Source organism: Pseudonocardia sp. D17, from assembly GCF_036984265.1.
Lineage (GTDB): Bacteria > Actinomycetota > Actinomycetes > Mycobacteriales > Pseudonocardiaceae > Pseudonocardia > Pseudonocardia benzenivorans.
In genome coordinates, this window is the sequence record NZ_BPRG01000141.1 from 137,487 (window position 1) to 151,484 (window position 13,998).

At 74.9% G+C, this 13,998-nt stretch carries 15 protein-coding genes; 14 read left to right on the plus strand and 1 reads right to left on the minus strand.

The genetic code is table 11. The features are described from left to right. The first annotated feature begins 20 nt into the window (after positions 1 to 20). Complete coding sequence (locus PSD17_RS22220; protein WP_339124397.1) at positions 21 to 1,106, plus strand: DUF4349 domain-containing protein; 1,086 nt, start codon at positions 21 to 23, stop codon at positions 1,104 to 1,106. Between the two features lie 603 nt (positions 1,107 to 1,709). On the opposite strand, the gene PSD17_RS22225 is transcribed toward PSD17_RS22220, so the two are convergent. After that, positions 1,710 to 2,219: a VOC family protein gene (locus tag PSD17_RS22225; protein ID WP_013677669.1), complete on the minus strand. Its 510-nt coding sequence runs from the start codon at positions 2,217 to 2,219 to the stop codon at positions 1,710 to 1,712. A 94-nt stretch (positions 2,220 to 2,313) separates the two neighbouring features. Here PSD17_RS22225 and PSD17_RS22230 point away from each other — a divergent pair, with 94 nt between their 5' ends. The 13 genes from PSD17_RS22230 to PSD17_RS22290 form a co-directional block, all read left to right on the plus strand. Beyond that, positions 2,314 to 2,862, plus strand: a complete 549-nt coding sequence (locus tag PSD17_RS22230) for a MarR family winged helix-turn-helix transcriptional regulator (RefSeq protein ID WP_013677668.1) — start codon at positions 2,314 to 2,316, stop codon at positions 2,860 to 2,862. 23 nt (positions 2,863 to 2,885) lie between these two features. Beyond that, on the plus strand, positions 2,886 to 3,635 hold the full coding sequence (locus tag PSD17_RS22235) for a phosphoglyceromutase (protein ID WP_041760081.1): 750 nt from the start codon (positions 2,886 to 2,888) through the stop codon (positions 3,633 to 3,635). A 149-nt stretch (positions 3,636 to 3,784) separates the two neighbouring features. After that, positions 3,785 to 5,005: a sensor histidine kinase gene (locus PSD17_RS22240; RefSeq protein WP_339124398.1), complete on the plus strand. Its 1,221-nt coding sequence runs from the start codon at positions 3,785 to 3,787 to the stop codon at positions 5,003 to 5,005. A 1-nt stretch (position 5,006) separates the two neighbouring features. Then, complete coding sequence (locus tag PSD17_RS22245) at positions 5,007 to 5,696, plus strand: response regulator transcription factor (protein WP_013677665.1); 690 nt, start codon at positions 5,007 to 5,009, stop codon at positions 5,694 to 5,696. A gap of 91 nt (positions 5,697 to 5,787) precedes the next feature. Beyond that, positions 5,788 to 6,798 (plus strand): Ppx/GppA phosphatase family protein, encoded by a 1,011-nt coding sequence (locus PSD17_RS22250; RefSeq protein WP_083845312.1) that lies wholly within the window; start codon positions 5,788 to 5,790, stop codon positions 6,796 to 6,798. After that, positions 6,795 to 8,216: a hypothetical protein gene (locus tag PSD17_RS22255; protein WP_339124399.1), complete on the plus strand. Its 1,422-nt coding sequence runs from the start codon at positions 6,795 to 6,797 to the stop codon at positions 8,214 to 8,216. The genes PSD17_RS22250 and PSD17_RS22255 overlap by 4 nt, the downstream gene beginning before the upstream one ends. After that, positions 8,213 to 9,064 (plus strand): sugar phosphate isomerase/epimerase family protein, encoded by an 852-nt coding sequence (locus PSD17_RS22260; RefSeq protein WP_445261031.1) that lies wholly within the window; start codon positions 8,213 to 8,215, stop codon positions 9,062 to 9,064. Before PSD17_RS22255 ends, PSD17_RS22260 begins: the two co-directional genes overlap by 4 nt. Before the next feature lie 52 nt (positions 9,065 to 9,116). Further along, the gene (locus PSD17_RS22265) at positions 9,117 to 10,052 is read left to right on the plus strand and encodes a proline dehydrogenase family protein (protein ID WP_339124401.1); all 936 of its coding nucleotides are present in this window, start codon (positions 9,117 to 9,119) and stop codon (positions 10,050 to 10,052) included. Beyond that, complete coding sequence (locus tag PSD17_RS22270; protein WP_339124403.1) at positions 10,049 to 10,903, plus strand: acyl-CoA thioesterase; 855 nt, start codon at positions 10,049 to 10,051, stop codon at positions 10,901 to 10,903. Before PSD17_RS22265 ends, PSD17_RS22270 begins: the two co-directional genes overlap by 4 nt. A 412-nt stretch (positions 10,904 to 11,315) precedes the next feature. Then, positions 11,316 to 12,128: a pyrroline-5-carboxylate reductase gene (proC, locus tag PSD17_RS22275; protein WP_013677659.1), complete on the plus strand. Its 813-nt coding sequence runs from the start codon at positions 11,316 to 11,318 to the stop codon at positions 12,126 to 12,128. Positions 12,129 to 12,279: 151 nt separating this feature from the next. Further along, positions 12,280 to 12,492, plus strand: coding sequence for a helix-turn-helix domain-containing protein (locus tag PSD17_RS22280; RefSeq protein ID WP_013677658.1), 213 nt, complete (start codon positions 12,280 to 12,282; stop codon positions 12,490 to 12,492). Between the two features lie 179 nt (positions 12,493 to 12,671). Next, complete coding sequence (locus tag PSD17_RS22285) at positions 12,672 to 12,773, plus strand: 30S ribosomal protein bS22 (protein WP_010241351.1); 102 nt, start codon at positions 12,672 to 12,674, stop codon at positions 12,771 to 12,773. 196 nt (positions 12,774 to 12,969) lie between these two features. Continuing rightward, positions 12,970 to 13,998 (plus strand): NAD-dependent epimerase/dehydratase family protein (locus PSD17_RS22290; protein WP_339124407.1); only part of this gene is annotated, 1,029 nt, incomplete at its 3' end.

Here is a 13,998-nt window from a genome sequence, read left to right on the forward strand (position 1 = left end):
TCTCCTCGAGGGGAGACGAGATGACGACGACCGAGACCCCGGTTCCGCAGGCGCCGCCCGTGCGTACACCGCCACCCCCGACGGCGCCACCACCCCCGGCGGCACCGTCGTCGCGCGGGCGTGCGCGCCGGCGTACGGCGTTTCGGGTCGCGGGCGTCGTGCTCGCGGCGCTCGTGCTGGGGGTGCTGCTCGCGGCGATGATCGTCGCGACGACCTCGTCCGGTGCGAGCGGCGAGCGGGGATCGTCAACCGGGTACGCCGCACCGGCGACGGGCGGTGCGGCGGAAGGGAGTGTCGCGCCGGCCGCGCCGTCGGAGAGCTCGGACAGCGGTGCGCGGGCTGTCGCCCCGGGGGCCGACCCCGCGCAGACCGCGATCGGGCCCGACCGCGCGGTGGTCCGTTCGGCGACGGTCCGCGTCGAGGTCGCCGACCCGGCGGTCGCGGCCGCCGACGTCCGTGCCGAGGCCTCGTCCGCGGGTGGCTACGCGGCGAACGAGCGGTCGGCGAGCGGGCGGTCCGATCTCGTCGTGAAGGTCCCCTCGGCCGGCCTCGACGCGTTCCTGAACCGGATCGGCGGGCTGGGCACCGTGACGGACCGGTCGACGACGGCGCGCGACGTCACCGACCAGCTCGTCGACACCGACGCGCGGGTCGCGAGCATGCGGGCGAGCGTCGACCGCGTCCGGGCGCTGCTGGCGCAGGCGGACTCGGTCTCGGAGATCATGTCGATCGAGTCGGAGCTGACCCGGCGCCACGCCGACCTCGACGCGCTGGAGCGCCGCCTCGCCGCGCTGCGTACGAGCACCGACCTGGCGACGATCGACGTCGCGCTCGTCCCGCGGGGTACGGCTCCCGCCGCCGATCCGGGACCCGGTTTCGGCGCGGGGCTCGGTACCGGCTGGGAATGGTTGCGGGGGATCGGCTCGGCGCTGGCCGCGACGGCCGGGTTCCTCCTGCCGCTGCTGCCCGTGGTCGCGGTGCTCGTCCTGCTCGGGTGGGGCGGCCGCCGCGTGCTGCGGTCACGACGAGTCCGGGCGAGGCGATCGGACGCCGGACCGGCCCCGGCCGCGGGCGGGCCTGCCGGCTCGGACGCCGAGACCGGCTGATCGTCAATCGTGGGACGTGGGCGCAGCTGGGCGCGCTCAGGTCCCGCGTGTGGGGATCATCAGGGGTCGCGTGCGGCGGGGTGGCGCGGCCCGGCGGGATGGCGCGGCGCGGCGGGTGCGCTCGCTGCCGTGGCGCGGAGTGGGTGCCGACCGGTGATCGCCGATCGCGGGGCATGGGCGCACGAGGATGCGCTCAGGTCCCTCGCGCGGTGATCACTCGTCGTGGAGTCGCCCGGGTGCGGCGAGGCAGGACTGTTCGCTGTGGTGCTCGCAGGGCGTGGTGTCGAACCGGGTGATCGCCGGCCGCGGGGCATGGGCGCACTTGCATGCGCTCAGGTCCCTCGTTCGACGATCACCCCGCGGCTGATCACCCTCGGCCGGCGACCTGCGGCCCGGGGCCTGCAGCAGGGGCCGATCAGCCGCAGCGCCGGGTGAGCGCCAGGCGCCCGGACAGCACACCCGACCGCCAGATCGCATCCGGTGTCCGGGCGAGCACCCGGGGTCGGGGCGAGCACCCCGCCGCAGGGCGAGCACCCGGTGGCCGTCCGGAGCGCGGGCCGTGGTCACCCCGGAGGGGCAGTCGACGACCGAGACGCGGGACGGTCAGGGCGCGACGGGGACCGAGACGCCGATGCCGCCCTGGGTCTGGGCGCCGTAGCGCTCGATCTCGGCGGCGAGGTCGAGGGGGCGAGTGGTGATCTCGACGTCGGCAGGGAGGAGCTCGGCGGGGACGAGCCAGCTGACCTCGAACTCGAGACCGTCGGGGTCGTGGGCGTAGAGGGCCTTGGTGGTGCCGTGGTCCGAGGCCCCGACGAGGGAGCCGCGCTCGCGCAGCACGCCGGCGATGCGGTCGAGCTCGGCGAGGGTGTCGACCTCCCAGGCGAGGTGGTAGAGCCCCACGGTCGCCTGCCCGGCCTGCGAGGCGCCGGCGGCGCTGCCGATGGCGAACAGGCCGAGGTCGTGGTCGTTGGACGAGCCCTCCGCCTGGAGGAACGCCGCGCGGCCCGGCATCTCGACCTTCACCCGGAAGCCGAGGGCCTCGCGGTAGAACGCCACGCTCCGGGCGACGTCGCGGACGTAGAGGACGGCGTGGTTGAGGCGCTGGACCGGCATGACGGGCTCCGTGGGTCGACAGTTCTTACGTTCAATATTCAACCACAGTACGAGAGAAAGATGAAAGCTCAAGTTTTTCCGCTACAGTGCAAGCATGGGTGACGCGGACGAAGCACGCTGGCTGGACGCCGAGGAGTACGCGGCCTGGCGGTCCCTGCTCGCGACGGTCTCGCTGCTGGAGTCCGCGCTCGACCGGCAGCTGCAGCGCGACGCCGGCATGCCGCACGCCTACTACCAGATCCTGGCGATGCTCTCGGAGACGCCGGGTCGGGCGCTGCGCATGAGCGACCTCGCGGACATCACGCAGAGCTCGCAGAGCCGGCTCTCGCACGCGGTGTCGCGGCTCGAGGCCCGCGGCTGGGTCCGTCGCCGGCCCTGTCCCGACGACCGTCGGTCCACGTTCGCCGAGCTCACCGCGGCGGGCCAGGAGGTACTGGTGGCGGCGGCGCCCGGGCACGTCGAGTGCGTCCGGCAGAACCTGTTCGACCAGCTCACCCGCGACCAGGTGCGCGCGTTGACCGAGGTCTGCACGGCTGCGCTGGGTCGGCTGGCCGCGGCGCCGGGTGCCGGCCCCCTGCGCGGAGCCCTCCAGAGGGCGCAGGGCGTGCCCGACGTCTCGCGTGACGCCGCCCTCGGCCGCTAGGACCATCACGACGGGCTGGCAAGCTGTCCGGCATGGGAACCCTGGTGCTGCTCCGTCACGGGCAGAGCGTGTGGAACGCCGAGAACCTGTTCACCGGCTGGGTCGACGTCCCGCTGTCCCCCCTGGGTGAGGACGAGGCCCGCCGCGGCGGCGAGCTGCTGGCCGAGGCGGGACTGCTCCCGGACGTGCTGCACACGTCGCTGCTGCGACGGGCCATCTCCACGGCCAACCTCGCGCTCGACACCTCGGGCCGCTACTGGATCCCGGTGCGACGCAGCTGGCGGCTCAACGAGCGCCACTACGGCGCCCTTCAGGGCAAGGACAAGAAGGCCACCCTCGCCGAGTTCGGCGAGGCGCAGTTCATGCAGTGGCGCCGCTCCTACGACGTCCCGCCGCCGCCGATCCCGGAGGGCGACGAGTTCGGCCAGGACGGCGACGTCCGCTACGCCGACCTGGGTGCGGACATGCCGCGCACCGAGTGCCTGGCCGACGTCGTCGCGCGCTTCCTGCCGTACTGGGAGGAGGCGATCGTCCCCGATCTACGCGCGGGAAAGGTCGTGCTGGTCACCGCGCACGGCAACTCGTTGCGCGCGCTCGTCAAGCACCTCGACGGGATCTCCGACGACGACATCGTCGGGCTCAACATCCCGACGGGCATCCCGCTGCGCTACGACCTCGACGACGACCTGCGCCCGACCAACCCCGGCGGTACCTACCTCGACGCCGCCGCGGCCGAGGACGCGATCGCGGCCGTCGCCAACCAGGGGCGCTGAGCCCCGCGGCGTCACCCGGACGTTCGACCCGCGGAAGGGTGAACGGCCGGTGAACGGCGGCGGAAATGTCGCGCCGTGGAGGGTCGGGAGGGTCACGACGGGCCCTTCGGGCTGGCCCTGACAGTGTTCTTCCTGCATACGATGCGGCCGTGACTGCGCTGGCGTACGCGCTGCCGGCTGCCGCGGCCCTCCTGCTCGGTGTGGCCGGCGGCTTCTGGTGGGGCCGCCGGTCCGTCGCCCCCGCGCCGGCTCCGCAGCCGGATGCGGGGCCGACGTTGGCCGAGCTGCTCCGCCGCGCCTTCACGTCGAGCGGGACGGGGCTCGCGGTGCTGTCCCGGCACGGCGACGTCGTGATGTCGAACGCCCAGGCCGTGACGTTGGGCGTCGTCGCCGAGGGCCGGGTCGATCCCCGGGCGTGGGTGGTCTGCGAGCGGGTGCTGCGTGACGGGACGGTGCAGGCCGTCGACCTCTCCCCGCTCGATCACCGCGGCCGCCGCCCGGAGGCCGTGCTCGCGACGATCCGGCCGCTCGCCGACGGGTTCACCCTGGTCGAGGCCGCCGACACCTCGGAGGCCGTCCGTCTGGAGAGCACCCGGCGAGACTTCGTCGCCAACGTCAGCCACGAGCTGAAGACGCCCGTCGGCGCCGTCGCGCTGCTGGCCGAGGCCGTGCTCGACGCGGCGGACGACCCCGTCGAGGTCCGCCGGTTCAGCACCAAGATCCTCAACGAGTCCACCCGGCTCGGGAACCTCGTCACCGAGCTGATCGCGCTGTCGCGGCTCACCGGGGCCGAGCGACTGCCCGAGCTCGCCGAGGTCGACGTCGACGACGTCGTGCGCGAGGCGCTGGCTCGCTGTCGGCTGTCGGCGGAGTCGTCGGACATCGAGATCGTCGTCGACGACGACTCGGGTCTGCAGGTCGACGGCGACCGGACGCTGCTCGTCACGGCCCTGTCCAACCTGGTCGAGAACGCGATCGCCTACTCGCCGCCGCACGCGTCGGTCTCGGTGTCGCGCCGGCTCGCCGGTGGCGTCGTCGAGATCGCGGTGACCGACCGCGGCATCGGTATCGCCCCCGAACACCAGCAGCGCGTCTTCGAGCGGTTCTTCCGGGTCGACCCGGCCCGCTCGCGTGCGACGGGCGGCACCGGCCTCGGCCTGGCGATCGTCAAGCACGTGCTGGCCAACCACGGCGGCGGGGTCTCGCTGTGGTCGAGGCCCGGCACGGGTTCCACCTTCACCATGCGGCTGCCCGCACCCGCGGGCTCGAGCGGCTCCCCGCGGGACAGCGCCGGACCGACGGCAGTCCCGACCGCCGCGACCACCGACCTGCCCGACCCGGCGGAACTCGCCGGGAGAGCTGGAGGATGACATGACCAGGGTGCTCATCGTGGAGGACGAGGAGTCCTTCGCCGACCCGCTGGCCTTCCTGCTCCGCAAGGAGGGGTTCACCGCCGCCGTCGCGACGACGGGGCAGTCCGCGCTCGAGGAGTTCGACCGCAACGGCGCCGACATCGTCCTGCTCGACCTGATGCTGCCCGGCATGAGCGGCACCGACGTCTGCCGCTCGCTGCGTTCCCGTTCCGCCGTGCCCGTGATCATGGTGACCGCGCGCGACAGCGAGATCGACAAGGTCGTCGGCCTGGAGCTGGGCGCCGACGACTACGTCACGAAGCCGTACTCGGCCCGTGAGCTCATCGCCCGGATCCGCGCGGTGCTGCGCCGCGGCGGCGAGGGCGGCGCCGAGGCCGAGGGCGGCGGCGGTGTCCTGGAGGCCGGGCCGGTCCGGATGGACGTCGACCGGCACGTCGTCAGCGTCGGCGGGGCGGACGTCCCGCTCCCGCTCAAGGAGTTCGACCTGCTCGAGTACCTGCTGCGCAACGTCGGCCGGGTGCTGACGCGCGGCCAGCTGATCGACCGGGTGTGGGGCGCGGACTACGTCGGCGACACCAAGACCCTCGACGTCCACGTGAAGCGGCTGCGGTCGAAGGTGGAGGTCGATCCGTCGGTGCCGCGGCACCTCATCACCGTCCGCGGCCTCGGGTACAAGTTCGATGCCTGATTCGTCCCGGTCGGTCCACTGTCGGGTGACCTCACACGGGAGACCGGTCACGATCCGGTTCCCGGCGGGTCTCGAGCCTTAGCCTGCTCGCGTGCGACTGGGAGTGCTCGACGTCGGTTCCAACACCGTCCATCTGCTCGTGGTCGACGCGCACCGCGGCGGCCACCCGACGCCGATGACGTCGGAGAAGAACGCGCTCCGCCTCGCCGAGCACCTGGAGCCGGACGGCTCGCTGGGCGGGCCGGGTGCCGACGCGCTCGTCCGCGTCGTCGAGCAGGCCCGCGCTGCGGCCACCGACGCGAGCTGCGACGACCTGCTCGCGTTCGCGACGTCGGCACTGCGCGACGCCACGAACTCGGCGGCGGTGCTCGCGCGGGTCCGTGAGCAGACGGGCGTCGCGCTCGAGGTGCTCCCCGGCGAGGACGAGGCCCGCTACACGTTCCTCGCGGTCCGGCGGTGGTTCGGCTGGTCGGCGGGGCGGCTGACCGTGCTCGACATCGGTGGCGGGTCGCTGGAGCTCGCGTCGGGTCGCGACGAGCACCCGTCGACGGCGGCGTCGCTGCCGTTGGGTGCGGGGCGGCTCACGCGCGACTTCTTCGAGGCCGACCCGCCCACCCGCGCGGAGATCGCCGTCCTGCGGGAGAAGATCGACGCCGATCTCGCGGCCGTCGCCGACCGCTTCCTCGGCGCCGGTGCGCCGGACCTCGCCGTCGGCACGTCGAAGACGTTCCGCTCGCTCGCGCGGCTCACCGGTGCCGTGCCCTACTCGGCGGGGCCCCGCGCCCACCGGGAGCTGACCCACGCGGCGCTGCGTCAGCTCGTCTCGTTCGTCAGCCGGATGTCGAGCGAGGACATCGCGGAGCTGGAGGGCGTGAGCCCCGGCCGGTCGCGTCAGCTGGCGGCGGGGGCGATCGTCGCCGAGGCCGCGATGCGGGCGCTGAAGATCGACACCCTCCAGATATGTCCGTGGGCGCTGCGTGAGGGGGTCATCCTGCGGAGGCTCGACACGCTCGATGGATCGGCTCAGACAGACCGTTCGGCGCACGACTCGCCACGAGAGCTTGGAGGCTTGACGCCGTTCGGGGCACGGTGTACCGGATGAGCTCAGACACCGATCACCCGCGTCAGCGCACGGTCGCGGAGCTGCTCGCGGAGAACGCAGGCTCCACGACCGGCAGGCGACGCCGTCGTCGCGAGGCGGACGACCCGGGTGACGGCGCCGCTCCCGACGAGCGCGGCGCCCCGCGCACCCCTGCCGCCGAGCGCTACCCGACCGACACCGTCGCACCGCCGGCCGGCCGGTCCGGCGCCCCGCCGTCGCCCGGCGCCGCGCGGCTCGCCGGCTACCGGGGAGCGCAGGGCATCGACCGTCCCGCCCGGGCGGCCGAGCGCGCCGCTCCCGAGCGGCCACCGGTGCGCCGGCCGCCGATCGCGGGCGCCGCGACCGTCCCCGAGGTCCGGCCCGCGTCGCTCACCCCGCCGGCTCCCCCGACCGTCCCCGAGGTCCGGCCCGCCTCGCTCGCCCCGCCTGCCGCCCCGGCGCCTCCCCCGACCGCTCCCGAGGCATGGGGCCCCGAGCCCGGCCGCGCTCCCCAGAGCGGCCCCGCCGGTGCGCCGCCCGCCCGCCCGACCCCGCCGCCCCGCACGGCCGGGGTGGACGCCTACGCCCCCGCCGCGCGCCGTCCCGACGAGCAGCGCACGCCCTGGGTCCCCGACCGTGCGACGCAGCAGATGCCGCGCGTGGACCGCCCGGACCGCCGTGACCCGGACCGCCGTGACCCGGACCGCCGTGACCCGGACCGCCGTGACCCCGACCGCCGCCGGCCCGGCCGCCGCGACGAGGACACCGGCCCCATCGACGCCCCCCGCACGGGACCCGGTTCCCCCGCCCGCCGCGGCGCGGACGACGGCGGACCGCCGACGGTGCTGGGCGCCCCGCCGATCGACGACACCCGCGCCGACGGGGGTCCGCCGACCCAGGCCGCCGCGTTCGACCCCGACGACCTCGACGACAGCGACCACGACGACGGGCTCGACGGCCTGACGACGGCGCTCCCGGCCGGTGGTCGCCGCGCGGCCGTCGACGCGTCCGCCGACGAGGACGACCCGCCGCAGGCCACGACGGCCCTGCGGGCGCCCGAGCAGCCCACCTCGGCCATGCGGACGCCGCGGCGGCCGGGGCGGGACCGGCCCGCGGGCCTGGACGCCGGCGACGCCGAGGACGAGGAGCTCGACGACGAACCCGTCGAGGCCGCCCCGCAGACCTGGGCGGCGGTCATCGCCCAGTGGATCGGCGGCGCGGTCGTCGGCGCCGGCCTCTGGGTCGGGTTCGCGTTCCTGTGGATGCACCTGCCCGTCGTGGCGCTGGCCGCGGCGGTCCTGGTCACCGTCGGCCTCGTGCTGGCCGTGCGCGCCATGCTGCGCGACGACGACCTGAAGACGACGATCTTCGCGGTCCTCGTCGGCCTGCTGCTGACCGTGTCCCCGGCGATCCTCGTGCTGGCCCGGCAACAGGTGTGATCGAGGTGCAGGGTCCGCCGGTCGCGCTCTCGTCGGCGTCGGTCTACCCGGAGCCCGCCGCGGCGGCCTTCGAGATCGCGGCGACGCTGGGTTACGACGGTATCGAGCTCATGGTGTGGTCCGACCGGGTCAGCCAGGACGTCACGGCCGTGCGGCGGCTCGTCGACCGGCACGGTGCGGGCGTGACCGCGGTGCACGCCCCCTGCCTCGCCGTCAGCCAGCGGGTCTGGGACGCCGACCCGTTCGTCCGGCTCCGCCGCTCCGTCGCCGCGGCGCAGGAGCTGGGGGCGCGCACCGTCGTCGTGCACCCGCCGTTCCGGTGGCAGCGCCGCTACGCCGAGCAGTTCGCCGACGAGGTCGCCCGCGCGGGCGAGACCAGCGGGGTGCGGCTGGCCGTCGAGAACATGTACCCGGTGGTGCGCGGGGGCCTGCGCACCGTGCCGTACGCCCCCGGGTTCGACCCGACCGACACCGGCCACGCCCACTACACGCTCGACCTCTCGCACACGGCCGCGGCGGGCGCCGACGCGCTCGCGCTGCTCGACCGGATGGGCGCAGGCCTGGTCCACCTGCACCTCGCCGACGGCAGCGGCGCGGCCCGCGACGAGCACCTCGTGCCCGGCCGCGGCGGGCAGCCCTGCGCCGAGGTGTGCGAACGGCTCGTGACGGGCGGGTTCGCCGAGGCGGGCGGGACGGTCGTCGTCGAGGTGAGCACCCGGCGCTGCCGCACCCGGCACGACCGCGTCGCGATGCTCGCGGAGTCCCTGCTCTTCGCCCGGCTGCACCTGCAGCCGACGGCACGACGTCCGGACCGGGCCGCCGCCCGGCCGGCCCCCACGGGCGGCTGACACCCGCCCGGCGCTGCGGCACGCCGTCGGGCACCGGGCCTACGGTGACGGCGTGAACCCGTTGCGCTCGGCGATCCTCGCCGCCGCCCGCAGCGATCGGCTGCGTTCGACGATCGCCGCGGCGCCCCCCACCCGCGCCGTCGTCGACCGGTTCGTCGCCGGCGAGACGACGGCCGACGCGCTGCGCGTCGCGCGGACCCTCGTCGACGCCGGCTGCGCCGTCAGCCTCGACCACCTCGGTGAGGACGTCACCGACGCGGCGGAGGCGGGCCGTGCCGTCGATGCCTACCGCGAGGTCCTCGAGGCCGTCGCCGCCGCCGGGCTGGCCGACCGGGTCGAGGTCAGCGTCAAGCTCAGCGCGCTGGGGCAGGGCCTGGGCGCCGGTGGGGAGGCCGTCGCGTACGAGCACGCCGCCGCGATCTGCGCGGTCGCGGCCGACGCCGGGACCACCGTCACGGTCGACGCCGAGGACCACACGACGACCGACTCGACACTGCGCGTCGTCGCGAAGCTGCGGGAGACGTGGCCGTGGGTCGGCGCGGTCCTGCAGGCCCAGCTGCGGCGGACCGAGGCCGATTGCGGGACCCTCGCCGGCCCGGGGTCGCGGGTGCGGCTGTGCAAGGGCGCCTACGCCGAGCCCGAGTCGGTCGCCTACCGGACCGCGGACTCGGTGCGGGCGAGCTTCGCCCGGTGCGCCGGCACCCTGCTCGACGGCGCCGGCTACCCCATGTTCGCGACGCACGACCCCGTGCTGGTCCGCGTCCTGACCGACCGGCTGCGCGCGACCGGCCGCGACCCCGCGACGGCCGAGTTCCAGCTGCTGTACGGCGTGCGGCCCGACGAGCAGCGCCGCCTGGTGGACGAAGGTCACACCGTGCGCGTGTACGTGCCGTACGGGACGCAGTGGTACGGCTATCTCATGCGACGACTCGCGGAGCGGCCCGCCAACGTGGCCTTCTTCCTGCGCGCACTGGCGGGCAGGCGATGACCGCGGCTGCCGAGACCGGGACGCGACCGTTCTCCGACGCGCTCGTGGTCGAGCCCGCCGGCCGGGACCTCTACCGGGCCGTGCTGGGCACGCTGTGGAACGCGGCGGGCGGCAAGGTGCACGGCGGGCTCATGCTGGCCCTGCTGACGCGGACCGTCCTGCACCGGGTCGACGAGGCCCGTGCCGAGGGCGGTGCCGACGGCCCGCCCGCCGAGCCGCTCGTCGTCGCCGCGGACTTCCTGCGGGCCCCGGACCCGGGGCCCGTCGAGATCCACACCGACGTCGTCAAACTCGGCCGGACCGCCTCGGTGTGCCACGCCCGGCTGCTGCAGGACGGCCGCCCGATGCTGGCGGCGTCGGTGACGACGGGCCGGCTGCCCGACGACCCGCCGCGTTGGACCGCGGGCCTGCCCGACATGCCCGCGCTGCCGACCGCCACGGCCGCCGACCCGAGCCGCGACCACCGCGGTCCCGGCCGGACGCTGGCCAAGGCGTGCGAGATGCGCTTCGACCCCGCCGACATGCCCTTCGCCAAGGGCGAGACCGGCGACGCCACGATGCGCGGCTGGGTGCGGCCCCGCGGCGAGGAACCCGACGTCCTGTTCGCCCTGCTCGCCGGGGACATCCTGCCGCCGACCGTGTTCAACCTCGGCGGCACCGTCGGCTGGGCGCCGACCGTGCAGCTCACGGCGTTGCTGCGCGGCCGGCCGTCGCCGGGATGGCTGCGGTGCGCGTCGACGTCGCACACCGTCGCGGGCACCTGGTTCGACGAGGACGCCTCCGTCGTCGACGAGTCCGGCCGGCTGATCTGCCAGGCCCGCCAGCTCGCCCTGGCCCCGCTCCCACGCTGACCCGGGGCCGGCCGCGCCTGTCCGCGGTGTGGTGCCGGCGGCGGCCCGGGGGAGTGCATTTGCGCCCGACGAGCCCGGGCGCAACCTGAGCGTCGCGTCGCGGGCGCGGGGGAGCGGTGAGGTTGCGGCCGACGGACGGCGCGCAGTCCCGAGGGCCGTGCCATGGGCGTGCGGAGCGCTGAGGGTGCGGCCGACGAACCGGGCGCAACCTGACGGTCGTCGCGGCGGCCCGGGAGAGCGGTGAGGTTGCGCGCGAAGAGCCGGGCGCAATCCGATGGTCCCGTTCCGGGCGCGGCGGAGCAGTGAGGTTGCGCTCGGGTGGGGCGGCGGGCTCGGGTACGGCGGGCTCGGGTGGGCGGCGGTACGGGAATCCGGCGGCGGGCCCGGGCGGGGCCCGGCTACCGTTCCGGCCATGACACGGATCGCTGTGCTCGGGGCCGGGAAGATCGGCGAGGCGTTGCTCTCCGGACTGCTGGCGAGCGGCCGACCGGCGTCGGAGCTGGTGTTCACCGAGCGCCACGCCGAGCGCGCCGCCGAGCTGACGGAGCGGCTGGGCATCGCGTCTGCCGACGTGGCAGGGGCCGCGGCGGCGGCCGACGTCGTCGTCGTGGCGGTGAAGCCACAGGACATCGCGCCGGTCCTCGGTGAGCTCAAGGGTGCCATCCGGCCGGGGACGCTCGTGGTCTCGCTGTGCGCCGGTCTGCCGACGGCCCTGTTCGAGGGCGGTCTGCCCGACGGGACACCGGTCGTGCGCGTCATGCCCAACACCCCGATGCTGGTCGGCGAGGCGATGAGCGCGGTGTCGCCCGGCGCGCACGCGACCGCCGAGCACGTCGGGACCGTCGTCGACATGCTGGCCGCGGTGGGCCGCGTCGTGCAGGTGCCCGAGTCGCAGCAGGACGCCGTCACGGCGCTGTCGGGATCGGGGCCCGCCTACTTCTTCTTCCTGGTCGAGGCGATGATCGACGCCGGCATCCTGCTCGGGCTGCCGCGTGCGGTCGCGGCGGATCTCATCGTGCAGTCCGCCTACGGGGCGGCGTCGATGATGCGTGAGTCCGACGACCACCCGGTGCTGCTGCGCGAGGCCGTGACCTCGCCCGCGGGGACGACGATCGCCGCGATCCGCGAGCTCGAACGCCACGGTGTGCGGGCCGCGCTCATCGCCGCGATCGAGGCCGCCCGCGACCGTTCGGTGGAGCTGGGACGCTCGGTGCAGGCACGTTGACCCGATCGGCGGACGGGGGGCACCCTGACGTGCCGCCGCGGGCCCACGCCCGGGTGGCATCCCTGTCGGGCCAGTCACAACGGCACCGCTATCCTCACGGGTGAACATCGTCCCCTCCACGGACGGTGCGAGAGCGGAAGGCGGTGTTCGGATGCCGTCCGAGCAGCCCGAGCAGCTCAACCTGGCCCAGGTGCAGTTCCTGACCGTCGCCGAGGTCGCTGCCATGATGCGCGTGTCGAAGATGACCGTGTACCGGCTCGTGCACGGCGGGGAGCTCCCGGCCGCACGGGTGGGCAGGTCGTTCCGCGTGCCCAAGAGGGCCGTCGAGGAGTACCTGCGCAGCGCGTACTTCGACGCGGGCTGAGTCCCGGGGCCGCGCCCGGGCAGGGGGCGGCCCGTGGGCGGCAGGTAGCATGGCCGATCAGCGTCGTCGGCCCCGGTTTCGTCCGGACCGTCACGATGTCGGCGTGCTCCGGTACGCCGCGCCTCGCGGACCCGCGCCGCGCTGTGCACCCCGCACGTCACATCATGGAAGGAACCCGTATGGGCTCGGTCATCAAGAAGCGCCGCAAGCGTATGTCGAAGAAGAAGCACCGCAAGCTGCTGCGCAAGACCCGCGTCCAGCGTCGCAAGCTCGGCAAGTGACCGCCGGCCGGTCGCCCGCACCCGGGCGACCGGCCCCCGGTCCGCCGCACGACCGTCCGCACCCGGCCACGACCACGGCGCGCCGCCGCGCCGATCCTGCGGCCCCGGACGTCACACAGCCTTTTCCTGCACCGGCCCCCGAGCTCGGCCGGGAGGGCTAGCATCGGGGCTCTCCGACGCCCTTCTGTGAGGCCCCGTGGCTCCTTCCGTCGTCCTGGTCACCGGTGTGAGCGGGTTCCTGGGTGGGCATCTGGCCGCCCGCCTCGCCGCCGACTCCTCGATCGACCGGGTGCTGGGCGTGGACACGGTCCCGCCGCCCCGGGATCTGTTGCGCCGCATGGGCCGCGCCGAGTTCGTCCGCGCGGACATCCGCAACCCGTTGATCGCCAAGGTCATCTCCAACGCCTCTGTCGACACCGTCGTGCACGCGTCGGTCTCGGCCGGTCCCGCCCGGTCCGGCGGCCGGACGGCGATGAAGGAGATGAACGTCATCGGGACGATGCAGCTGCTCGCGGCGTGCCAGAAGGCGGCGTCGGTGACCCGTGTCGTCCTCAAGTCGACGACGGCCGTCTACGGCTCCAGTTCCCGCGACCCCGCGTTGTTCGACGAGGCCATGACGCCCAAGGAGATGTCCTCGGGCGGCTACGGCAAGGACGCCGCCGAGATCGAGGGCTACCTGCGCGGGTTCGCCCGCCGCCGTCCCGACGTCGGCGTCACGGTCCTGCGGTTCGCGAACTTCATCGGCCCGCGGATCGACACCGTCCTGACCCGGTACTTCGCCCTGCCGGTCATCCCGACCGTCCTGGGGTACGACGCGCGCGTCCAGCTCCTCCACGAGGAGGACGCGCTGACCGTCCTGCAGCGAGCCGCCACCGAGCAGCTGCCGGGCGTGTTCAACGTCGCCGCCGACGGGGTGCTGCTGCTCTCGCAGGCCATCCGGCGTGCGGGTCGGCTGCCGCTGCCGGTGCCGTCGCCCGCGGTGGGACCGGTGGGCAAGCTGTTCCGGTCGGCGCGCATCGTCGACTTCTCCCCGGAGCAGATGCGCTTCCTGAACTTCGGGCGAGTCGTGGACACCAGCAGGATGCGGACGGAGTTCGGGTTCACCCCACGCTGGACGACCGCACAGGCCTTCGACGACTACGTCCGCGGCCGCGCACTGCACCCGATCGTCGGCGACGGATGGGTCGACACGGTCGAACGCGGGGCGCTGGCCGCGGCACGGGTG